Source organism: Jiangella ureilytica (assembly GCF_004348545.1).
In the GTDB taxonomy this organism is placed as follows: domain Bacteria; phylum Actinomycetota; class Actinomycetes; order Jiangellales; family Jiangellaceae; genus Jiangella; species Jiangella ureilytica.
In genome coordinates this window covers 62,065-83,828 of the sequence record NZ_SMKL01000001.1, presented here as the reverse complement: position 1 = coordinate 83,828, position 21,764 = coordinate 62,065, and the positions used below count along the sequence as shown (strand labels likewise).

At 73.2% G+C, this 21,764-nt stretch carries 23 protein-coding genes and 1 pseudogene; 3 read left to right on the top strand and 21 right to left on the bottom strand.

Features of this window, described 5'->3' with window-relative positions:
• Positions 1 to 11 precede the first annotated feature (11 nt).
• The 3 genes from pyrH to rpsB all read right to left on the bottom strand — a co-directional run bounded on the left by pyrH (position 12) and on the right by rpsB (position 2,779).
• Positions 12 to 785, bottom strand: coding sequence for a UMP kinase (pyrH, locus tag E1212_RS00415; RefSeq protein ID WP_203416104.1), 774 nt, complete (start codon positions 783 to 785; stop codon positions 12 to 14).
• Positions 786 to 893: 108 nt separating this feature from the next.
• Positions 894 to 1,718, bottom strand: coding sequence for a translation elongation factor Ts (gene tsf, locus E1212_RS00410; RefSeq protein ID WP_131977443.1), 825 nt, complete (start codon positions 1,716 to 1,718; stop codon positions 894 to 896).
• Between the two features lie 92 nt (positions 1,719 to 1,810).
• On the bottom strand, positions 1,811 to 2,779 hold the full coding sequence (rpsB, locus tag E1212_RS00405; protein WP_131977440.1) for a 30S ribosomal protein S2: 969 nt from the start codon (positions 2,777 to 2,779) through the stop codon (positions 1,811 to 1,813).
• A gap of 322 nt (positions 2,780 to 3,101) precedes the next feature.
• Between rpsB and E1212_RS00400 the strand changes: the two genes are divergently transcribed.
• Positions 3,102 to 3,686, top strand: a complete 585-nt coding sequence (locus E1212_RS00400) for a hypothetical protein (RefSeq protein ID WP_131977438.1) — start codon at positions 3,102 to 3,104, stop codon at positions 3,684 to 3,686.
• Here E1212_RS00400 and E1212_RS00395 read toward each other — a convergent pair.
• From E1212_RS00395 to E1212_RS00375, 5 genes are read right to left on the bottom strand one after another with little or no spacing between them, the layout of a single operon-like run.
• The gene (locus tag E1212_RS00395; protein WP_131977435.1) at positions 3,673 to 4,629 is read right to left on the bottom strand and encodes an ABC transporter ATP-binding protein; all 957 of its coding nucleotides are present in this window, start codon (positions 4,627 to 4,629) and stop codon (positions 3,673 to 3,675) included. The two genes, E1212_RS00400 and E1212_RS00395, sit on opposite strands and share 14 nt — an antisense overlap.
• Complete coding sequence (locus E1212_RS00390) at positions 4,626 to 5,648, bottom strand: ABC transporter ATP-binding protein (RefSeq protein ID WP_131977432.1); 1,023 nt, start codon at positions 5,646 to 5,648, stop codon at positions 4,626 to 4,628. The genes E1212_RS00395 and E1212_RS00390 overlap by 4 nt, the downstream gene beginning before the upstream one ends.
• On the bottom strand, positions 5,645 to 6,508 hold the full coding sequence (locus E1212_RS00385; RefSeq protein WP_131977429.1) for an ABC transporter permease: 864 nt from the start codon (positions 6,506 to 6,508) through the stop codon (positions 5,645 to 5,647). The genes E1212_RS00390 and E1212_RS00385 overlap by 4 nt, the downstream gene beginning before the upstream one ends.
• Positions 6,505 to 7,458, bottom strand: a complete 954-nt coding sequence (locus tag E1212_RS00380; protein ID WP_131977426.1) for an ABC transporter permease — start codon at positions 7,456 to 7,458, stop codon at positions 6,505 to 6,507. Before E1212_RS00380 ends, E1212_RS00385 begins: the two co-directional genes overlap by 4 nt.
• Positions 7,455 to 9,029 (bottom strand): ABC transporter substrate-binding protein, encoded by a 1,575-nt coding sequence (locus tag E1212_RS00375; protein ID WP_131977423.1) that lies wholly within the window; start codon positions 9,027 to 9,029, stop codon positions 7,455 to 7,457. Before E1212_RS00375 ends, E1212_RS00380 begins: the two co-directional genes overlap by 4 nt.
• A gap of 337 nt (positions 9,030 to 9,366) precedes the next feature.
• Between E1212_RS00375 and E1212_RS00365 the strand changes: the two genes are divergently transcribed.
• A complete protein-coding gene (locus E1212_RS00365; RefSeq protein WP_131977420.1) occupies positions 9,367 to 10,446 on the top strand; it encodes a peptidoglycan DD-metalloendopeptidase family protein in 1,080 nt (359 codons plus the stop codon).
• Between the two features lie 137 nt (positions 10,447 to 10,583).
• A complete protein-coding gene (locus E1212_RS00360) occupies positions 10,584 to 11,876 on the top strand; it encodes a pyridoxal phosphate-dependent aminotransferase (RefSeq protein WP_131977417.1) in 1,293 nt (430 codons plus the stop codon).
• A 500-nt stretch (positions 11,877 to 12,376) separates the two neighbouring features.
• On the opposite strand, the gene E1212_RS00355 is transcribed toward E1212_RS00360, so the two are convergent.
• From E1212_RS00355 to rpsP, 13 genes and pseudogenes are all read right to left on the bottom strand, one after another.
• Positions 12,377 to 13,306: a tyrosine recombinase XerC gene (locus E1212_RS00355; RefSeq protein ID WP_131977414.1), complete on the bottom strand. Its 930-nt coding sequence runs from the start codon at positions 13,304 to 13,306 to the stop codon at positions 12,377 to 12,379.
• A 69-nt stretch (positions 13,307 to 13,375) separates the two neighbouring features.
• Positions 13,376 to 13,582 (bottom strand): dodecin family protein, encoded by a 207-nt coding sequence (locus E1212_RS00350; RefSeq protein ID WP_131977411.1) that lies wholly within the window; start codon positions 13,580 to 13,582, stop codon positions 13,376 to 13,378.
• A gap of 78 nt (positions 13,583 to 13,660) precedes the next feature.
• A complete protein-coding gene (gene dprA, locus E1212_RS00345; RefSeq protein WP_131977408.1) occupies positions 13,661 to 14,836 on the bottom strand; it encodes a DNA-processing protein DprA in 1,176 nt (391 codons plus the stop codon).
• Positions 14,837 to 14,987: 151 nt separating this feature from the next.
• On the bottom strand, positions 14,988 to 16,505 hold the full coding sequence (locus E1212_RS00340) for a YifB family Mg chelatase-like AAA ATPase (RefSeq protein ID WP_238992201.1): 1,518 nt from the start codon (positions 16,503 to 16,505) through the stop codon (positions 14,988 to 14,990).
• A gap of 23 nt (positions 16,506 to 16,528) precedes the next feature.
• Positions 16,529 to 16,885, bottom strand: coding sequence for a YraN family protein (locus E1212_RS00335; RefSeq protein ID WP_203416089.1), 357 nt, complete (start codon positions 16,883 to 16,885; stop codon positions 16,529 to 16,531).
• Between the two features lie 122 nt (positions 16,886 to 17,007).
• Positions 17,008 to 17,316 carry a DUF2469 domain-containing protein gene (locus tag E1212_RS00330; RefSeq protein WP_069113938.1) on the bottom strand — a complete coding sequence of 103 codons (309 nt, stop codon included), beginning with the start codon at positions 17,314 to 17,316 and terminating at the stop codon, positions 17,008 to 17,010.
• Positions 17,313 to 18,002, bottom strand: coding sequence for a ribonuclease HII (locus E1212_RS00325; protein WP_131977402.1), 690 nt, complete (start codon positions 18,000 to 18,002; stop codon positions 17,313 to 17,315). The genes E1212_RS00330 and E1212_RS00325 overlap by 4 nt, the downstream gene beginning before the upstream one ends.
• Position 18,003: 1 nt before the next feature.
• Positions 18,004 to 18,648 (bottom strand): signal peptidase I, encoded by a 645-nt coding sequence (gene lepB, locus E1212_RS00320; RefSeq protein WP_162605243.1) that lies wholly within the window; start codon positions 18,646 to 18,648, stop codon positions 18,004 to 18,006.
• A gap of 231 nt (positions 18,649 to 18,879) precedes the next feature.
• On the bottom strand, positions 18,880 to 19,233 hold the full coding sequence (gene rplS / locus E1212_RS00315) for a 50S ribosomal protein L19 (protein WP_131977396.1): 354 nt from the start codon (positions 19,231 to 19,233) through the stop codon (positions 18,880 to 18,882).
• Positions 19,234 to 19,364: 131 nt separating this feature from the next.
• On the bottom strand, positions 19,365 to 20,147 hold the full coding sequence (gene trmD / locus E1212_RS00310) for a tRNA (guanosine(37)-N1)-methyltransferase TrmD (protein WP_131977393.1): 783 nt from the start codon (positions 20,145 to 20,147) through the stop codon (positions 19,365 to 19,367).
• Between the two features lie 8 nt (positions 20,148 to 20,155).
• Positions 20,156 to 20,668, bottom strand: a complete 513-nt coding sequence (rimM, locus tag E1212_RS00305) for a ribosome maturation factor RimM (protein ID WP_131977390.1) — start codon at positions 20,666 to 20,668, stop codon at positions 20,156 to 20,158.
• Positions 20,669 to 20,675: 7 nt separating this feature from the next.
• Positions 20,676 to 20,915, bottom strand: a complete 240-nt coding sequence (locus E1212_RS00300) for an RNA-binding protein (RefSeq protein ID WP_053206828.1) — start codon at positions 20,913 to 20,915, stop codon at positions 20,676 to 20,678.
• Between the two features lie 179 nt (positions 20,916 to 21,094).
• A pseudogene (gene rpsP / locus E1212_RS00295) lies at positions 21,095 to 21,565 on the bottom strand (30S ribosomal protein S16); the annotation flags it as partial.
• Between the last annotated feature and the right edge of the window lie 199 nt (positions 21,566 to 21,764).

Here is a 21,764-nt window from a genome sequence, read left to right as displayed (position 1 = left end):
CAGCCGCTCGATCAGCCCTCGATGACCGTCTCGATGTTCGAGGCGACCAAGGTACCGATGCGCTCGCCGCGGATGGCACGCGCGATGCCGTTGGCCTCGCCGAGTCCGAACACGACGATCGGCAGCTGGTTGTCCATGCACAGGCTGAAGGCGGCCGGGTCGGCGACGTTGAGCCGCTGCCGCAGCACGTCGCCGTAGGTGATGCTGCTGTACTTGCGGGCCGTCGGGTCCTTGCGGGGGTCGGCATCGTAGACGCCGTCGACGCCGTTCTTGCCCATGAGCAGGCGGTCGCAGCCGATCTCGAGCGCGCGCTGGGCGGCGACGGTGTCGGTGGTGAAGTACGGCATGCCGGCGCCGGCGCCGAAGATGACGACGCGGCCCTTCTCGAGGTGCCGGGCGGCGCGGCGCGGGATGTAGGGCTCGGCGACCTGACCCATGGTGATGGCGGTCTGCACCCGGGTGTCGACGTCGAGGTGCTCGAGGAAGTCCTGCAGCGCCAGGCAGTTCATGACGGTGCCCAGCATGCCCATGTAGTCACCCCGCGCGCGGTCCATGCCGTGGTGCTGCAGCTCCGCGCCGCGGAAGAAGTTGCCGCCGCCGACGACGACGGCGACCTGGACGCCGTCCTTGACGACGACCTCGGCGATCTGGCTCGCGATGCCCTTGACGACCTCGGGGTCGACGCCCACGGCGCCGCCCCCGAACACCTCACCGGAGAGCTTCAGCAGCACCCGGGTGGGCTGCCCCGTGCCGGGCTCCGCGACGGCCGTGCCGGGCTCGGGCACGGCCGAGGCCGGCGCCGTTTCGGTTCCGTTGGTCTCCGTCACGGTGCCGGCCTCCTGCGTGTTCGAGATGGCGTGTCCTGGGCGTCGGTGGATGCTACCGGTACCCGGTCAGGCCTCGAGGCGCACGATCCGCTGGACCGTCACGCCCGCGTCGGCGAGCACGGCGCCGACCGACTTCTTCGACTCCTTGACCGACGGCTGGTCGACCAGCACGGCCTCCTTGAAGAAGCCGTTGACACGGCCCTCGATGATCTTCGGCAGGGCGCCCTCGGGCTTGCCCTCCTCGCGGGCGGTGGCCTCGGCGATGCGCCGCTCGTTCTCGACGACGTCGGTGGGGACCTCGTCGCGCGTGGCGTAGCTCGCCTTCAGCGCCACGACCTGCATGGCGGCGTCGCGGGCAACCTGCTTGGCGGCGTCGGAGCCGTCCGAGGTGTACACGACGAACGAGCCCACCTGGTACGGCAGGTCGGCGGCGCGACGGTGCAGGTAGGTGGCGAACTCGCCGTCGACGACGGCGACCGCGCCGATCTCGATCTTCTCGCCCATGACCGCGGCGGCGGCGTCGAGCGCCTCGCCGACCTTGCGGCCGTCGGCCAGCTGCGCGTTCAGCAGCGCGTCGACGTCGGCCGGCTTCGCCTCGGCCGCGGCGGCGACGATGTCGGCCGCGAGCTGCTGGAAGTCGGCGTTCTTGGCGACGAAGTCGGTCTCGCAGGCCAGCACGATCATGGCCGGGCCCTGCGCGGCGACCAGGCCGTTGGCCGTGGTGCGCTCGGCGGCGCGCTTGGCGGCCTTGGCCGCACCCTTGATGCGCAGCGCCTCGATGGCCTGGTCGAAGTCGCCGCCGGTCTCCTCGAGCGCCTTCTTCGCGTCCATCATGCCCGCACCGGTGGCATCGCGCAGCCGCTTGACGTCGGCCGCAGTGACGTTCGGCATCCTCACACTTCTCTCTGACTAGTTCGCTGGCGTGGTCTGGTGACCGGCCCGGACGGCCGCCGCAGCGGGCGCCGTCCGGGCCGGGGGTGTCGTCAGGCCTGCTGGGTGGCGGGCTCGTCGGCGGTCTCGGCCGGAGCCTCGGCCTCGGCCGGGACCTCGGCAGGAGCCTCGACCGGCGCGGCCTCAGCCTCGGCCGGCGCGGCCTCAGCCTCGGCCGGCGCGGCCTCAGCCGTAGCGGCCTCGGCGGGCGCGGCCGGAGCGGCGTCGGGGGCCGCGGCGACGTCGGACTGCTGCAGCAGTTCCTTCTCCCACTCGGCCAGCGGCTCGTCCGAGGCCAGCTCGGCGCCGTCGGTGACCTCGCCGCGCTGGCCCTGGCGGCCCAGCAGTCCGTCGGCCACGGAGTCGGCGACGACGCGGGTTAGCAGGCTGACCGCACGGATGGCGTCGTCGTTGCCCGGGATCGGGAAGTCGACCTCGTCGGGGTCGCAGTTCGTGTCGAGGATCGCCACGATGGGGATGCCGAGCTTGCGCGCCTCGTCGACGGCGAGGTGCTCCTTCTTGGTGTCGACGATCCACACCGCGCTGGGCACCTTGGCCATGTTGCGCACGCCGCCGAGGGTGCGCTCGAGCTTGTCCTTCTCACGCTTGCGCATGAGAAGCTCCTTCTTCGTCAGACCGGAGCCGGCGACGTCGTCGAAGTCGAGCTCCTCGAGCTCCTTGAGCCGCTGCAGCCGCTTGTTGACGGTCTGGAAGTTGGTCAGCATGCCGCCCAGCCACCGCTCGGTGACGTAGGGCATGTTGACGCGGGTGGCCTGCTCGCGCACGGCCTCCTGGGCCTGCTTCTTCGTGCCGACGAAGAGCACCGTGCCGCCGTGGGCGACGGTCTCCTTGACGAACTCGTAGGCGCGGTCGATGTAGGACAGCGACTGCTGCAGGTCGATGATGTAGATGCCGTTGCGCTCGGTGAAGATGAAGCGCTTCATCTTCGGGTTCCAGCGCCGGGTCTGGTGCCCGAAGTGCACGCCGCTCTCGAGCAGCTGACGCATGGTGACGACGGCCATGGCCTCGTCCCCTCCTCTCGCGCCGGCGCGAATACTCGCCCTCCGGCACGCTCGTTCCGGTTCATCGCGACGGTGGTCGGCCGCCGCGCCTGGTGCCCACCGGCCTACCGCCACCCGCCGCCCGCGTGAAGCGGACGTCAGGACCGACGGCGTAGGACCGTGCTCAGGGCACGCGAATTTGACCCAGCAGAACTGGGCCGATCACCAGTGTACGGGACTCGCCCGCCCGGGCTCCAATGACAGGAGACCCCGCCCGCAACCGACACCCGGCTGACCGCTCGGCGTTCACCGCGGGTTCACGCCGGTACGGTGAGGTGGTCGAGTGCTTCCCGCCCATCCGTTCGGCCCGCCCCTCACCGCCACCCTCAGCACCGACGGCTCGCAGGTCACCATGCAGTGGGTGGCGGCCGACGACGACTGGGTGTCGCTGGGCGAGCACCTGGGCGCGTTCGACGTACCCGATGCCGACGCGCTGACCGGCGCGGAGCTGCTGGCCCGCTCGCCCGGCGTCGCCGACTACCTGCTCGAGCACCTGACCGTCGCCCAGGACGGCACCGCCTGCGAGGGCCGGGTCGATGCCATCGACCCGCTGGGCGAGGGCGCGCGGCTGGTCTTCGACTGCGCCGCCCCGGTCACCGAGGTCGAGCTGACGGTCGCGGCGCTGACGGACATCAACGAGAGCTATCGCACGGTCGTCTCCAACGAGGGCGAGACGGGCACGCTGTTCACGGCCGACACGGCGACCCAGCCGTGGGACTTCGACGCCGGCGGCGCGTCGACGCTGCCGCTACTGATCGCGGGCGCCGTCCTGCTGGTCGCCGGCGGCGTCGCGGGCCTGTTGTGGTGGCGCCGGTCCGCCGCCCGCGCCGTCGTCCCAGGGCCCGCGGAGACCGTCACCGGTCCGTGACGCCGTGCAGGTGGCAGGCCGCCGCCTGCTCCGGGCCGGTCGGCTGCAGCACCGGGTCGTGGTCCGGGCACGGCTCGAACACCTTGGGACAGCGGGTCCGGAACCGGCAGCCCGACGGCGGGTCGGCCGGGCTGGGCACGTCGCCGGTGAGGACGATGCGCCGACGCGACCGCTCGCGCTCCGGCTCCGGCACCGGGACGGCGGACACCAGCGCCTCGGTGTACGGGTGTGCGGGCGCCGACGACACGGACGTCCCGGCGCCGAGCTCGACCACGCGCCCCAGGTACATGACGGCGACGCGGTCGGCCACCTGCCGCACCGCCGCGAGGTCGTGCGACACGAACAGGTAGGTCAGCCCGAACTCGCGCTGCAGCCGCACGAGCAGGTTCACCACCTGCGCCTGCACCGACACGTCGAGCGAGGCGATCGGCTCGTCGCAGACGACGAAGTCCGGCTCGCCGGCCAGGGCCCGGGCGATGCCGACCCGCTGCCGCTGCCCGCCGGAGAACTCGTGCGGGTAGCGGCCGCCGAGGCGCGGGTCCAGCCCGACGACCTCCATCAGCTCGCCGACGCGGGCCCGCCGCGCCGCCCGGCCCCGGTGCAGCTTGTGGATCGCCAGCGGCTCGCCGATCGACTCCGCGACGGTGCGCCGTGGGTCGAGCGACGCGTACGGGTCCTGGAAGATCATCGCCGTGCGCCGGCGCAGCTCCCGCAGCCCGCGCCGGCCGGCCGCCGTCACGTCGGCGCCGTCGAACTCCACCGTCCCGTCCGTGGGCTCGACCAGCCGCAGCAGCGCGTTGCCGAGCGTGGACTTGCCGCAGCCGGACTCCCCCACCAGCCCCAGCGTCTCGCCGCGGCGGATCTCGAGGTCGACGCCGTCGACGGCACGGACGTCGCCGAAGTGCACCCGCAGGCCGCTCGCGCGGACCAGCACGTCGCTCATCGCGCGTCACCCCCGTCGGCCGGAGCGGCCGAGTCGGCGTAGAAGCTCGCCGCGCGATGGGCCACGGCGCTGCCCGGCACCGGGGCCAGCGGCGGCGGCTCCGTGGCGCACCGGGCGTCGGCACGGACGGGGCAGCGCGGGTGGAACGCGCAGCCGGGCGGCAGCTCGACGGGGTCCGGCGGCAGTCCGGGCATCGTCGTCAGCTCCTCCCGCGCCCGTGCCGGGCGGGGATCGTCGACCACCGGCAGTGCGCCGAGCAGTCCGCGCGTGTACGGGTGCGCCGGGCGGCCGAACAGCTCGTCGACGGCACCCTCCTCGACGCAGCGGCCGGCGTACATGACGACGACGTGGTCGGCGATGCCGGCGACGACGCCGAGGTCGTGGGTGATCCAGACGACGCCCATGCCGTGTTCGTCCTGCAGCCGCTCGATCAGCTCGAGGATCTGCGCCTGGACGGTGACGTCGAGCGCCGTCGTGGCCTCGTCGGCGACCAGGACCTTCGGGTTGCCGGCCAGCGCGATGGCGATCATGACCCGCTGGCGCATGCCGCCGGAGAGCTGGTGCGGGTAGGCGCGCAGCCGGGCCTTCGCGTCGGGGATGCCGACCTCGGTCAGCAGCTCGGCGGCGCGCGAGCGGACACCGTCGTCGGACACCTTCTCGTGCGCCCGCAGCGCCTCGCCGATCTGCCGCTCGACGGTGAGGACGGGGTTCAGCGAGGTCATCGGGTCCTGGAAGACCATGCCGATGCCGGCGCCGCGGACCTTGCGCAACTCCTCCTCGGAACGGCCGATCAGTTCGGCGCCGTCGAAGGTCGCGCTGCCGCGGACGTCGGCGGTGCCGGGCAGCAGGCCGAGCAGGGCGAGCGAGCTGACGGACTTGCCCGATCCCGACTCGCCGACGACGGCGAGGGTGCGCCCCGGGTGCAGTTCGAAGGAGAGGCCGTTGACGACGCGGGCCGGTCCCCGCCGGGTCCGGAAGGCGACGTGCAGGTCGTCGACGGCGAGCACCGGCGCGGTCACGCGGTGACTCCCGTTCCGGCCATCGCCTGGCGTTGCCGCGGGTCGAGCACGTCGCGCAGCGCGTCGCCGAGCACGTTGAACGCGAGCACCGTCACGAAGATCGCCAGGCCCGGGAAGACCGCCATCCACCACGCCTGCTCGACGAAGCCGCGGCCCTCGGAGAGCATGCGGCCCCACGACGGGTCCGGCGGCTGGGTGCCGAGGCCGACGAAGCTCAGCGCGGCCTCCGAGAGGATCGCGAACGCCAGGCTGATCGACGTCTGGACGATGATCGGCGCCGTCACGTTCGGCAGCACGTGCCGGCCGATGATGCGCAGGTCGCCGGCCCCGGCCGAGCGGGCCGCCTTCACGTAGACCTCCTCGCGGACGCTGAGCACGCTGGCCCGGGTGATGCGGGCGAAGATCGGCGTGTAGACGATGCCGATGGCGATCATGGCGTTGGTCGAGCCGGGCCCGAGGATCGCGAGCACGGCGATCGCCATGAGCATGGCCGGGAACGCGAACAGCACGTCGGACAGCCGCATGAGCACGTCGTCGACCCAGCGGCCGTAGTAGCCGGCCAGCAGGCCGATCAGCACGCCCGCGACCAGCGAGATGCCGACGGCGACGACGCCGACCCGCAGCGACACCTCAGCGCCCAGGATGACCCGCGACAGCACGTCGCGGCCGAGCTCGTCGGTGCCGAACCAGTGGTCGGCGCTGGGGCCCTGCAGCCGGTTGGACACGTCGGTGCCGGTGGCGTCGTAGGGCGCGAGCCGCTCGCCGAGGAACGCCGTCAGCACGAGCAGGACCAGGACGGCGGCCGCGGCGAGCGCCGTCGGGCCGCGGAACAGCAGCCGCAGCGTCTCTCCGGCCCTCATCGCGCGCTCCGGTAGGTGATGCGCGGATCCAGTCGCGCGTACGCGAGGTCCACGACCAGGTTGACCAGCAGGAAGATGACCGCGAACAGCAGCACGGCGCCCTGCAGCACCGGATAGTCGCGCGACTCGACCGCCTGGAAGGCCAGCTGCCCCAGCCCCGGCCAGGCGAACACGAACTCGACGACGACCACGCCCGACAGCAGGTAGGCCAGCTGGACGCCGCCCACCGTCACCAGCGGGACCAGCGCGTTGCGCAGGACGTGCCAGGTGAGCACGTCGCGGGCGCGCATCCCCTTCGCCCGGGCGGTCCGCACGTGGTCCTGGCCGAGCGACTCCAGGACCGACGAGCGGACGAACCGGGTGAGGATGGCGCCGCTGGAGACGCCGGCGGTGATGGCGGGGAGGATCAGGTGCTCCAGCCAGCCGGCCGGGTCTTCGGTGAGCGGTGTGTAGCCCGACGACGGCAGCCAGCCGAGCGTGCCGGCGAACACCAGGATGAGCATGATGCCGAGCCAGAAGTCCGGCACGCTCAGCCCGGCCTGGCTGGAGAGGCTGGCGAACCAGTCGACCGGCTTGCGGGGTCGCAGCGCCGACGCGGTGCCCAGCGGGATCGCGATGAGGAGGGCGACGACGATGGCGCCCAGGGCCAGCGACAACGTCGCCGGGACGCGTTCGAGGATGAGCGAGAGCACCGTCTCGCCGCTGCGGAAGCTGACGCCGAAGTCGCCGGTGACGGCGTGCGCGATCCAGGTGACGAACTGCTGCGGCACGGGGTCGTCGAGGCCGGCCCGCTCTCTCAGGGCCTGGTAGGTCTCGGGATCGGCCTGCTGGCCCAGCGCGGCGCGTACCGGGTCGCCCGGCACCAGCTGCATGATCGCGAAGACCAGCACGCTGACGCCCAGCAGCACCGCGACCGACTGTGCCAGCCGCCGCAGCGCGTAGCGACTCACTCCGGCAGCCTCACGGTCTCGAAGTTGATCGCCTTGTCCGCGCGGATCTCGTAGCCCTCGAGGCCCGGTGCCCACGCCTGCACGACGTCGGGGTTGTAGAGGTACAGATAGCTGACGTCGTCGACGATGATCTCCGCGGCCTGGTCGTACAGGGCCTTGCGGGCGTCCTGGTCGGTCTCGGCGGCGGCCTGGTTCAGCAGCTCGTCGACCTCCGGGTTGCAGTAGCCCTGGAAGTTCGACGTCCCCTCGCACACGTGCTGCGCGTGGTAGAAGCCGAACGGGTCCAGGTTGCCCAGCCAGCCGAGCAGGAACGCGTCGTAGTCGCCGGCGGCCTGGCGGTCCAGCCAGGTGGCGAACGTCTCCTGCTCGATGCCGACGTCGACGCCGACCTCGGCCAGCTGCGCCTGGATGACCTGCGCCGCCTGGACGGTCTCGGGGTACTCGTCGGTGACCATGAGGCCCATGGGTTGGGGATCGGCTGTCGCGGCCTGCTCGATGAGCTCGGTGGCCTGGTCGGGGTCGTGCTCGAACGGGGCGTACTCGTGGTACCAGAGGCTCTGCTCGGGGATGGCGCTCTGGTTGGTGGTGGCGGCGCCGAACCGCGCCGCCTCCGTCACCTCGTCGCGGTCGATGCCGAAGGCGACGCCGCGGCGGAGGTCGCGGTTGTCGAACGGCGGCTTCGCCTGGTTCATGGCGAGGTACCAGTAGTCGACGCTCGGGGTGACGCCGAGCTCGATCTCCTCGTCGTCCTCGAGGCCCTCGATGTCCTGCGGCGGCACGTTGTCGGTCCAGTGCACGTCGCCGGACCGCAGGGCGGTGAGCGCGGCGGCCGGCTCGCTCACGTACTGGAACTCGACGCCGTCGACGAGGGCCGGGTCGCCCCAGTAGTCGGCGTAGCGGGCCAGCGTGACCCCGCCGGCGCTGGTGCCCTCGAGGGTGAACGGGCCGGTGCCGATGGCCGTGGTGGCGAGGTCGGTGGCGTCCGCTGCGCCCTCGGGGATGATCGACATGCCCTTGAAGCCACCGATGTTGTCCAGCAGGGCGGGAGTGGGCGCGCTGAGTGTGATCGTCACCGTCCGCGGGTCGGGCGCGTCGATGCTCGCGACGCTGGCGAAGCGGTAGGCGTTGGCCAGCTGCTCGTCGATGATCCGGTTGTACGAGTAGACGACGTCGGCGGAGTCGAAGGCGCTGCCGTCGTGGAACGTGACGCCGTCGCGGAGCGTGAACGTCCACGTGAGGCCGTCCTCGCTGGTGGTCCACTCGGTCGCGAGGCTGGGCTGGAACTCGCCCTCGGCGTCCGGGACCACGAGCGTGTCGTAGACGTTCTCGAGGATCTGGAAACTGGCATAGGCCTGGGTCTTGTGCGGGTCGAACTGGTCGGGCTGGGCGGAGATGGCGGCGACGAGGGTGCCGCCGCCGGCGTTCTCGCTGCCGCCGTCACCGCCCGAGTCCGATCCGCCGGTGCCGGCGGGATCGTCGACATCGACGTCGCCCCCGCCGCCGCAACCCGCGCTGACCAGCGCGATCGCCGCGAAGGCGAGGACCTGACCACGGACCTTTCCACGATTCATGAGGAGACCCATACCCGTCTGTTCGCATCGTTCACGTCGGCTTCGTCACCCGTCTCGCCCTCGACCCTTCCGGCCGAGGGGGTGGGGTCGTCCAGTCGAGGCCGGGGCGCGCCAGGCTTCGTTGCGACTTCGTGACAGACCTGTGAGCGGATCGCTCGGCGTGTCGCCGGCGGGCGGTGGGCGGTGCGTCGTCCCGCGCGTCGTCCCGTGCGTCGTCCCGCGCGTCGTCCCGCGCGTCGTCCCGCGCGTCGTCCACAGGTCCCACGAATTCGCCGACTTGTCCCCAAATCCGCTCCGGCCGGCTGACGCGGCCCGGTTCGGCGCGGAGGCTCGCTGCATGAGCCCTCTTCTCGCCGCCGTCCCCCTGCTCGGTCTCGTCCTCGGCCTGGTGCCCGCCGACCGCGCGGTCGCCCTGTCGCCGTCCTCCCCCGGCCCGCCGGCGGTGTCGTCGCATTCGGGCGCCGCCCCGCCGGCCGCGGGCTGGGTCTACCCCGTCGGGCCGCCGGGCGGGCCGGTCGAGGTCGTGCACGGCTTCGACCCGCCCGCCCGGCCGTGGCTGGCCGGACACCGCGGCGTCGACCTCGCGGCGACGGCCGGTACCGAGGTCCGGGCGGCGGGGCCGGGCACCGTCGCCTACGCCGGCCCGCTCGCCGGCCGCGGCGTCGTCGTCATCGACCACGGCGGGCTGCGCACCACGTACGAGCCGGTCGCCCCCTCCGTCACCGTCGGCAACGAGGTCGGGGCGGGCGAGCCCGTCGGCGCCTTGGAGGTGGCCGGGAGCCACTGCGCGCCGGCGGCCTGCCTGCACTGGGGCGCGCGCGAGGGCGAGCGCTACACCGACCCACTCGCCCTGGTCGGCGCGGGCCCGGTGCGACTGCTCCCGCTCGGCTCGAGGACGCTCTCCGGCGACCCGCCCCCACCGCCGTCGCCCCCGTCGCTGCCGCCGGCCTCGGGCGGGCTGGCCTGGCCCGTCGCGGCGCCGCGGGTGACGTCGCCGTTCGGTCTGCGGGTGCACCCGATCACCGGCGAGCGCAAGCTGCACGACGGCGTCGATTTCGCGACGGCGTGCGGGGCTCCCATCCGGGCCGCCGCCCCGGGCCGGGTGACCGATGCCGGCGACCACGGCCCCTACGGCCTCCAGGTCACCGTCGGCCACGGCCCGATCCGCGGCACGCCGCTCACCACGTCGTACAGCCACCTGTCGGCGGTCGCGGTGACGGCCGGCCAGTGGGTCGGGGCCGGCCAGGTGGTCGGGCGGGCCGGCACCACGGGCCTCTCGACCGGCTGCCACCTGCACTTCATGCTCATGGCCGCGGGAGGGGTCACCGACCCGGTCCCGTGGCTCCCCACCCACCCGGCGACGGCGACGCGTGCGAAAGGTCCTCCGCGAGGCGGGTCGCGAACGATGACGGACTGATGTCACAGGCGTCACAGTCGCTCGCATCGAGCGGAATCGGTTGTGCCGTGGATCCCGGCTGTGCACCCTGGTCAGATCCGTTGATCTTCGTGGGCACAGCCGTGCCCGCCCCTCTCGTGCCCGGAGCTGACGTCCGCATGTCCGTCCCTGTGTCCCCGACCCTCGCCCTCAACGAAGCTCTGGCGGAGAAGCGCCGGCACGGCCTGCCCGTGCTGCCGCTCGGGTTCGGCGAGGCGGGGTTGCCGGTCCATCCGGCGCTGCGCGAGGCGCTGGCCATCGGGAGCAGCCGCAACGCGTACGGCCCGGTCGCGGGGACGGCCGAGCTGCGCGAGGCGGCGGCGGGCTACTGGGGTCGCCGCGGCCTGCCCACCGACCCCGGTCTCGTCGTGGCCGGGCCGGGGAGCAAGCCGCTGCTGTACGGGTTGCTGCTGGCGCTCGGCGGCGACGTCGTGGCGCCGTCGCCGGGGTGGGTGAGCTATCGGGCGCAGGCGCGGCTGACGGGGCATCGGCCGATCCACGTGCCGACGGTGCCGGGCCAGGGCGGTGTGCCGCGCCCCGACCTCGTCGCCGACGCCGTGCTGGCCGCTCGCGCAGCCGGCCGCACCGTCCGCAGCATCGTCGTCACGACGCCGGACAACCCGACCGGCGACATCGCGCCGCGCAGCACGATCGAGCAGATCGCCCAGGTGGCCCGCGAGCTCGATCTCTCCATCGTCTCCAACGAGATCTACCGCGACCTCGTGCACGACCCCAGCACGTTCGTGCACAGCCCGGCCGAGTTCGCGCCCGAGCGGACGGTCGTCACCACCGGACTGTCGAAGAGCCTGGCCCTGTGCGGCTGGCGCCTCGGCGTCATGCGGCTGCCCGACAGCCCGCTCGGCCGGTCGCTGCTGGCAGACGTGCTGGGCGTCGCCAGCGAGGTGTGGTCCAGCCCGGCCGCGCCGGTCCAGTACGCCGCCGCCTACGCGTTCGGCGAGCCCGAGGAGCTGACCGAGCGGGTCGAGCGCAGTCGCCGCCTGCACGGCGCGGTGGTCCGGGCGGTCGCCGACCGCCTGCAGCGCGCGGGCGCCGTTCTGCCGACACCGCGGGCCGGCTTCTACCTCTACCCCGACTTCGCCGGCTGGAGCGGCTACCTCGAGCGCGAGCACGGCATCACGACCGGCCGGCAGCTGACGACGTTCCTGCTGGACGCGTACGGCCTGGGCGGGCTGCCGGCGGCCGACTTCGAGGGCGGCCACGACGCGCTGCGCATGCGCCTGGCGACCAGTCTCCTCTACGGCGACACCGACGTGCAGCGCTATGCCGCCCTTGCCGCCGACGACCCGACCCGGCTGCCGTGGATCCGTGCTCACCTCGACCGCCTCGACGAGATCCTCGGCGATCTCGCCCGGCACGCCGACCCGGTCCACGCCCGCGGCGTGGCCTGCTGACCGAGGCCACCGCCGACGACCGTGTGGGTCGCCGCATCGTCCAGGACCGCCACCAGCACCGATCGCGCCGGGCCCGCCGTCGTGTCGAGCCGATCCCTTGCCAGCGGGTCGGCGTGCCGACCCAGGCGCCCGCGACCGCGCGCGATCGTCACCTCGACCGTGGGCCGCCACCAGCACCGACCGCGCAGAGCTTGCCGTCGTGTCGAGCCCGGTCCCCTTGCCGGCGGCTCGGCCTGCCGACCCAGGCGCCTCGCGACCGTGCGCGATCGTCACATCGCCCAGGACCGCCACCAGCACCGGTCGCGCAGGGCCGCCGTCGCGTCGACCCGATCTCTTGCCGGCGGCTCGGCCCGCCGACCCAGGCGCCCGCGACCGTGCGCGATCGCGGCATCGACGGCGGGGCGGCACCGTCGCCCCAGCGACAGAACCCCCAGTGACAGACCCCCGGGCGTCCGAGCAGCGATGTCACGCCGAAAGCGGCCCGGCCCATGGCGGCCGGCTCAGGCGCGCGGGTGGGCCTGCTGGTAGGCCTTGCGCAGCCGCTCGACCGAGACGTGCGTGTAGATCTGCGTCGTGCCGAGGGAGGCGTGCCCGAGCAGTTCCTGGACGCTGCGCAGGTCGGCGCCGCCCTCGAGCAAGTGGGTGGCGGCGGTGTGGCGCAGGCCGTGCGGGCCGAGGTCGGGCGCACCCGGAACCGCCTGCAGCCGGCGGTGCACGATGGTGCGGGCGGCGCGCTGATCGAGGCGGGCGCCGCGGACGCCGACGAACAGGGCCGGGCCGCCGGCGGCGGCGACCAGCGCCGGCCGGCCAGCGCTCAGCCAGGCGTCGAGTGCCTCGGCCGCGGGCAGGCCGTACGGGACCGTCCGTTCCTTGCGGCCCTTGCCGAGCACCCGGACGACCCGCCGGTCGCGGTCGACGTCGTCGACATCGAGGCCGACCAGTTCGCCGACCCGGATGCCGGTCGCGTACAGCAGCTCCAGCAACGCGTGGTCGCGCAGGTTGACCGGGTCGCCGTCGGAGGCGTCGTCGGCCGCGGCGTTCATCAGCGTGGCGGCCTCGCCCGCGCGCAACACCTCGGGCAACGCCCGGCGCGCCTTGGGGGTGGCGAGGACCGCGCCGACATCCTCGGTCAGCAGCCCGGTGCGGTGCGCCCAGGCCGTGAACACGCGCGCCGCCGACGCGCGGCGGGCCAGCGTGGCCCGCGACCGGCCACGGGTGCTCTGCCCGGCCAGCCAGCTGCGCAGTGCGGCGAGGTCGAGCTGGCCGACCTCGGTGCGCCCGAGCCGCGCCACGTGAGCCATGAGGGCGGTGACGTCGCCGGTGTAGGCCCGGACGGTGTGCTCGGACCGGTTCCGCTCGGCGGCGAGATGCCGGGCGAACTCCGCGACCGCGCCGGCCAGCGCCTCGGGCAGGTCCTCGTCGGCGTCCATGACTCCAGGATCGCCCAGCCGGGCGGCGGCCCGGCGCCGCCACGCGGGCGCCGGCGCCGGGAGTCGCCGTCAGTCGTCGAGCACGAAGGTGACCTCGAGGGCCACCTGGTAGGCGACGATCTCGCCGTCGCGGATCTCGACCTTCTGATCCTTCACCCACGCTCCGGAGACGTTGCGAAGCGTCTGGTTGGCCCGCGAGATGCCCAGACGGACCGCGTCCTCGAAGCTCGTCTCGGACCGCGCGCTGATGTTGGTGATGCGTGCGACAGAGCCCATGAGTGGTTCCCCTCTCCGTGGCGGCGCCGCCGGGTGGCGTGGCGCCCGTGGTCTCCATGCATACCCCTTCCACGCAGGTCATGTACGTGTTTCCAGTGGACTGATCATCGCGCCGAGTCGCCACCCGCCGTCGACCCTGGTGACCCAGCCGCCCGCGGCCAGCTCGCGCAGCACCCGAGCGGCGGTGCTCGCGGGCACTCCGGCGCGCACAGCCAGGTCGGCGGTGGTCTCGACGGCCCCGGCGAGCATGACCTCGCGGACCATCCGCTGCGCCGGCCGCAGCGCGTCGATGGGCCGTGCCTCGATCTCCGGATCGGGCGCGGTGACCTCGCCGAGCCGGCCGACCGCCTCGAGGACGTCGGCCACGCCCGTGACCAGCGTGGCCGCGCCGTTGCGGACGAGGGTGTGACAACCGGCCGACAACGCCGACGTGACCGGTCCCGGCACGACGAGCGTCTCGCGGCTGAGCTTCTGGGTCCACGACGCCGTGTTCAGCGCCCCCGACCTCGGCGCCGCCTCGACGACGACGGTGCCGGCGCTCAACGCGGCGATGATGCGGTTGCGCTCGAGGAACCACTGCCGCATGGGCCGGCTTCCCGGCGGCACCTCGCTGAGCACCAGCCCGTCCGCCGCGATGCGCTCGAGCAGCTGGGCATGGCTGCGCGGGTACGGCAGGTCGACGCCGCTGGCGAGCACCGCGAGGGTGGTGCCGCCGACGGCGAGTGCGCCCCGATGGGCGGCGGCGTCGATGCCGAACGCCGCGCCGGACACCACCGTCCAGCCGGCCAGCGCGAGATCCGTCGCCAGGTCCGACGCGACCCGTTCGCCGTAGCGGGAGCAGTTGCGCGATCCGACGACCGCGACCGCCGACTCCGCCAGGGCCGCGAGATCGCCGTCGCCGGACAGCCAGAGCCCCAGCGGCGGCGGCACCGGCTCGCCGTAGTCGAGTGTCGCCGCCATGACGTCGAGCGGCGCCGGCCAGCCCGGCTCACCCGGGCACAGGTAGCGGATGCCGAGCCGCTCCGCCCGTTCGAGCACCTCGGCGCCGTCGACCCGTTCGGCCCGCCGCCGCAGCACGTGCGTCTTGTCGAGGGCGTCGTCGCCGGCGCAGATCGCCCGCCAGGTCGCCGCCGCCCCGGTGTCGCGCAGTCGGACGGCGATCGCCGTGTCACCCGGCTCGGTGACCGCGCTCAACGCCGCCCGCGCCGCCCGGTCGGCGGATGTCGCGGCCTGCCGCACCTGTTCGCCACTCATGCGGCCTCCCCGTCGGCGGCAGCCGCCGGACCGCCGGCGTCTCGCACGCGGGCGCACCCGATCGTCCTGTCACCCGGCTCGGTGACCGCGCACAACGCCGCCCGCGCCGCCCGGTCGGCGGATGTCGCGGCCTGCCGCACCTGTTCGCCACTCATGCGGCCTCCCCTCGGCGAAGCTCGAGCGCCTTCTTCACGTCGGCGACGGTGGGGCGGTCGCGGCCGGCGAGGTCGGCGATGGTCCAGGCGACGCGGAGAACGCGGTCGACTCCGCGCAGGGTGAGACGACCCGCGCGTACATCGGCGAAGGCGGGTGCGGTGACGTCGGCCGGAAGCTTCAGCTCGCGCCGCAGGTACGGGCCGGGAAGCTCCCCGTTGCAACGCCACGGGGTGCCGCGCAGCCGCCGCTCCTGGCGGGCGCGAGCCTCGGCCACGCGATCGGCGACGGCCTTGCTGGGCTCGACGCCGTCGGCCGCGGCGTCGAGTTCGGCCATGGTGGGCGCGTCGACCTTCATCTGGATGTCGACGCGGTCGCGGACCGGGCCGGACAGCCGCTGGCCGTAGCGGCGGACGGCGTCGGGCCGGCAGGTGCACGCGTGGACCGTGCTGCCGAAGTTGCCGCACGGGCACGGGTTCTGCGCGAGCACCAGCAGGAACCGGGCCGGGAACACCGACGTCGCCTCGGCGCGGGCCAGGGTGAGCGAGCCGCTCTCGAGCGGCTGGCGCAGCGAGTCGAGCACCCGCGGCGGGAACTCCGGCGCCTCGTCGAGGAAGAGCACGCCGCGGTGCGCCAGACTGGCCGCGCCCGGCCGTGGTACCCGCGACCCGCCGCCGACGATCGACACGACCGACGAGGTGTGGTGCGGATCGGCGAACGGCGGCCGGACGATGAGCGGCCGGCCGGGCGGCAGCACGCCCGCGATCGAGTGGATGGACGTGACCTCGAGCGACTCGTCGAGCGAGAGGTCGGGCAGCAGCGACGGCAGCCGCCGGGCCAGCATGGTCTTGCCCGACCCCGGCGAGCCGGTGAGCAGCAGGTGGTGGTGCCCGGCCGCGGCGATCTCGACCGCCCGCTTCGGCTCCTTCTGCCCGGCGACGTCGGCGAGGTCGGCGGTGTCGTCGACCGGCGTGGTGCCCGACGACCCCGAGGCCTCCTCCAGCTCGTCCGGCGCCTCGGGCGGGATCTCCGTCCCGCGCAGGAACGCCAGCACCTGCCGCAGCGATCGGGCGCCGAAGACCCGCACCCCGGGGATCAGCCGCGCCTCCGCCACATTGGCCTCGGGCACGACGGCTCGGCCGAGCCCGGCGCGCTCGGCGGCCAGGACGGCCGGCAGCACTCCGAGCACCGGGCGCAGCCGCCCGTCGAGCGCCAGCTCGCCCAGGAACAGCACACCGTCGACCGCGTCGAGCGGCACCTCGTCGGCCGCCGCGAGGATGGCCACCGCCACGCCGAGGTCGAAGTGGCTGCCGCGCTTGGGCAGCGCCGCCGGCGACAGGCTGACGGTGATGCGCTGCAGCGGCCACGACTCCCGGCTGGACAGGACCGCCGCCCGGACCCGGTCGCGCGACTCGTACAACGACGCGTCAGGCAGGCCGATCAGCGAGAAGCCGGGCATGCCGCCGATGTGCACCTCGATGTCGACGACGGTGCCGCGGACGCCGATGAGCGCCACGCTGCGACACCGCGCCAGCCGCGTCACTGCGCACCTCGCACGTGCACGACCTGGGGCGCGCCCCGGCGGCGCCGGTGCACCGCGACGACGTCGACCCGAAGGTCGGCGCCGGCCCGCCCGGCGGCGTCGCGCCAGCGCCGCGCCAGCCGGTGCAGCCGGGCCAGCTTCTGCGGCGTGACGGCCTCGAGCCCCGAGCCGAACCCCAGGCCGCTGCGCGTCTTCACCTCGCACACCACGACCGTGGCGCCGTCGAGCGCCACGATGTCGATCTCGCCGATGTCGCAGCGCCAGTTGCGCTCGAGCACGACGAACCCGGCCCGCTCCAGATGCTCCACGGCGACCCGTTCGCCGTAGGCACCGATGCCGTCCTTGACCCGCACCGGCCTCACCTCCCGCCATCGAGCTTGGCGGGTTCAGCGGGCCGGCCCCACCGCGACATCGCGGAATGTGGACAAGTCAGGAAACCGGCAGGGCCTGTGGAGAACCAGAGCCGAGCGACGTGTCAGGACTTGGGGATCTCGAGGTCGCTCTTGGCGAGCTCCTCGACGTTGACGTCCTTGAACGTGACGACCTTGACGTTCTTGACGAAGCGCGCCGGGCGGTACATGTCCCAGACCCAGGCGTCGCTCATGGTGACCTCGAAGTAGACGTCGCCGCCTTCGCCGCGCACCTGGAAGTCGACGTTGTTCGTCAGGTAGAACCGTCGTTCGGTCTCGACCACGTACGAGAACAGGCCGACCACGTCGCGGTACTCGCGATAGAGCGACAGCTCCATCTCGGTCTCGTACTTCTCGAGATCCTCGGCACTCATAGGTCGGGTTCCCCTTTCCAGCCTTCGTCTCCAAGGGATACCACGCGCGCGACGTTGGCGTAGGACCGACGGTGAACAGGGCTCGGACCGTGTCGGCCCAGCGCCTGCTGGTGATCGTCGGTGACGTAGCCCTTGTGCGCGTCGAACCCGTAGTCGGGCCACTGTTCGTGCAGGTCACACATGATGCGATCGCGGGTGACCTTGGCGATGACGGACGCGGCGGCGATGCATGCGGCCACCTGGTCGCCCTTCCACATGGCCAGCCCGGGAACGCCGAGTCCGGTGACCGGGAAGCCGTCGGTCAACACGTACGACGGCGCCGGCTCGAGCCGGGCCAGCGCGCGGCGCATGGCGATGATGTTGCTGCGGTGCAGCCCGACGCGGTCGACCTCGTCGGGCGGGACGATGATGACCGACCACGCGACGGCGCGGGCCAGCACCTCGTCGTAGGCCCGCTCGCGCGCGGCCGGCGTGAGCAGCTTGGAGTCGGCCAGGCCCGGGATCTCGCCGCGCTTCCCCGGCGCCAGCACGGCCGCCCCGACCACCAGCGGGCCCGCACAGGCGCCCCGTCCGGCCTCGTCGGCGCCCGCGACCGGCGCGAACCCGGACCGGGCCAACGTCCGCTCATAGGCGTACAGTCCGGCGTCGCGCCGGACCACGATGCGTCGTCGGGCCAGGGTGGTCATGTCACGGCTCGGGGACGCCGTCGAACGCGCCGTCGCTGCTCACCCCGCCCCAGCGAGCGATCGGCCAGGCGACGGAGAAGGCGCGCCCGACCACGAGGTCGGCGGAGAACGTGCCGTGGATGCGGGAGTCACCGGAGTTGGAGCGGTGGTCGCCCATGACGAACAGCTCACCCTCGGGAACGGTGCGCTCGAACTCGTTGAGCGACGGCGAGTCGCCCGGGTACAGGTACCCGGACTCCTCGATGGAGTGCCCGTTGACCTGGATGCGGCCCTGGTCGTCGCAGCAGCGGACGGTGTCGCCGCCGACGCCGATGACCCGCTTGATCAGATGCTCCTCGGAGTCGTCGGGAAGCACGCCGACGAACTCGAAGACGTCCTTGATGGCACCGCCGAGGCCGGAGCCGCCGTCGGGTGCCTGGTCGCCGAGCCAGCGGTCGGGGTCCTCGAACACGACGACGTCGCCGCGGTGGATCTCGCCGAACTGCAGGCTGATCTTCGACACCAGCACGCGGTCGCCCACGAGCAGGGTGTCTTCCATGGACCCGGACGGGATGAGGAAGGCCTGGACGAGGAAGATGCGCACCACCGTGGCGATGAGCAGCGAGAGCGCCACCACGATGGCGGTCTCTTTGAAGAAGGCACTCAAGCCACTACGAGCCGGCTTTCCGGCCGGCTCGCTGCTGTCGCCACCGCGACGTGGGCTCCCGTGGCCTTCCCGAGGCAGGCTCTCCTCGGTCACGGCATCTCCCTGGGGTGTCCGGGGCGAGCCCGGCGAAGAGTCGAACGCTTCGGGTGGCACGTGAGCAACAATACGTGCCACCGGCACGCTACCCGGTGACGGTGCCGTGTCGTGCCACCGGGTCCCGCAGCGGGAGTGTCAGGCCGTCTCGCGCTTCTCGCGGATCTTGGCGGCCTTGCCGCGCAGGTTGCGCAGGTAGTACAGCTTGGCCCGGCGGACGTCGCCGCGGGTGACCAGCTCGATCCGCTCGATGACCGGCGTGTGCACGGGGAACGTGCGCTCGACGCCGACGCCGAAGCTCACCTTGCGGACGGTGAACGTCTCGCGGATGCCCGAGCCCTGGCGGCGGATGACGACGCCTTGGAACACCTGCACGCGAGAGCGGTTGCCCTCGACGACGCGGACGTGGACCTTCAGGTTGTCGCCGGCGCGGAAGGCCGGGACGTCGTCGCGCAGCTGCGCGGAGTCGACGGAGTCGAGGACATGCATGATCGTGTTCGCTCTCTCGCGGGCGCCACAGGTCGCCTACGGACTCAGGGTTCTGTCAGGGTGAACCGCAGGCCCGGCCTTCGCGTCGGCGCTCCCCCTGTGGCAGGGGCGTCAGCGAGCCGGGCAACAGCTGATCAGTCTGCCACAGAGGGCGGCCGAACCGGAAACCCGGCCTCGTCGAGCACCTCGCGGTCGCGTGCGTCCAGCGCCGACGGGTCGAGCCGCGCGACGAGGTCGGGACGGCGTTCAGCGGTGCGCCGCAGCGCCTGGTCGCGCCGCCATCGGGCGACATTGCCGTGGTGCCCGGACAGCAGCACCTCGGGCACGTCGAGGCCGCGCCACGTCGGCGGCTTGGTGTAGACGGGGTACTCGAGCAGGCCGTCGGCGCCGTGCGACTCCTCGACCAGCGACTCCGGGTTGCCGACGACGCCGGGCAGCAGCCGGGCGACGGCCTCGACGACGACCAGCGCCGCCACCTCGCCGCCGTTGAGGACGTAGTCGCCGAGCGACACCTCCGTGACCGGCATGCGGGTCGCGGCGTCCTCGACCAGGCGCGCGTCGATGCCCTCGTAGCGGCCGCAGGCGAACACCAGCCACGGCTCTTCGGCCAGCTCGTGCGCGAGATCCTGCGTGAAGGGACGGCCCGACGGTGTCGGCACCAGCAGCCGCGGGGCCCGGGCGGGGTCGCCGCTGCCCACGACGTCGTCGAGCGCCGCGCCCCACACGTCGGGCTTCATGACCATGCCGGCGCCGCCGCCGTACGGGGTGTCGTCGACGGTGCGGTGGCGGTCGGTGGCCCAGTCGCGCAGGTCGTGGACCCGCAGGTCGAGCACGCCCGACTCGCGGGCCTTCCCCACCAGCGACAGATCCAGCGGCGAGAGATAGTCGGGGAAGATCGTGACGACGTCGATCCGCATCCGAACCGTCAATCCCCTTCGAGCAGCCCGGGCGGCGGGTCGATGACGACCCGCGCGCCGGCGACGTCGACCTCCGGCACGATCTCGAGGACGAACGGCACCAGCGCTTCGCCACCGCCCGCGACCTCGATGGACAGCAGGTCCTGGCCGGGCGCGTGGATGACCTCGCGCACCACGCCGATGGCAGCGCCGTCGACCCCGACCGCCTTCAGCCCCACCAGCTGGTGGTCGAAGAACTCGTCGGGGTCGCCCGTGGTCTCGTCGTCGGCGACCTCGGCCAGCAGCAACGTGCCGCGCAAACCCTCGGCGACGGTGCGGTCGGCGACGCCCTCGAACGTCACCAGCAGCCGGCCGCTGTGCCAGCGGGACCCGCGTACGGTGAGCGGGCCCCGCTGAGCGGGGTCGGTGGTGAGCACGGCGCCGTCGGCGAACCGCTCGTCGGGCGTGTCGGTGCGGACCTCGACGCCGACCTCGCCGCGGATGCCGTGCGCGCGCCCGATGCGCCCGACGGTGACGATCACGCCGTCGTCAGCGCCCGTCGACGTCGACGAAGTCGATGCGCACGCCGCCGTCGGACGACAGCGCCGCGACGACCGTGCGGAACGACGTGGCCGTGCGGCCGCCGCGGCCGATGACCTTGCCGAGGTCGTCGGGGTGGACCCGGACCTCGAGCAGGCGGCCGCGGCGGAGCTGACGCGTGCGCACGCTGACGTCGTCGGGGTGGTCGACCACCCCGGCGACCAGGTGCTCCAGCGCCTCGGCCAGCATCAGGACTCGTCGGCCTTCGCCTCGTCGGCCTTCGCCTCGGCGGCGGGGGCCTCGTCGGCGGCGGGCGCCTCGGCAGGGGCCTCGTCGGCCTTGGCCTCAGCCTTGGCGTCGGCCTTCTTCTCGGCCTTCGCCTCGGTCTTGGCCTCGGTCTTGGCGCCGTCGGCCTTCTCGGCGGGCGCGTCGGCCGCGGGGGCCTCGGCAGCCTCGTCGGCCTTCGCCGCGTCGTCGGCCTTGGCCTCGGCCTTCTTCGCCGTGGTCTTCTTGGCCGGCTTCTTCTTGGCCGTGGTGGCCTCGGACTTCGGCTCGCCGTGGACCTCGGCCAGCGCGGCGTCGAACGCGAGGCGCTTCTCGGCCTTGGGCTCGGCGACCCTCAGCGTGCCTTCGGCGCCCGGAAGGCCCTTGTGCTTCTGCCAGTCACCCGTGACCTTGAGGATCGCCAGCACCGGCTCGGTCGGCTGCGCGCCGACGCCCAGCCAGTACTGGGCGCGCTCGGAGTCGACCTTGATGAGGCTCGGCTCGAGCTTCGGGTTGTACAGGCCGATCTCTTCGATGGCCCGGCCGTCGCGCTTGGTGCGGGAGTCGGCGACGACGATGCGGTAGTGCGGCGAGCGGATCTTGCCCATCCGCTTCAGCTTGATCTTGACAGCCACTGGGGTGGAGTCTCCTTGGATGTTTCACGCACGGGTGAGTCGCCGTCACCTGAGTGGGGCACCGATGACGACGATTCGATGGATCCGGTGTTCGAGGGTGAGAGGGCCGCACGATCGCCGGTTCAGCAGGCCATTGTGCCAGATTGCGGCGGCCGAACCCAACTCACTGCCTTTCCGTTGCCGGACTCGTCCCTGCCCA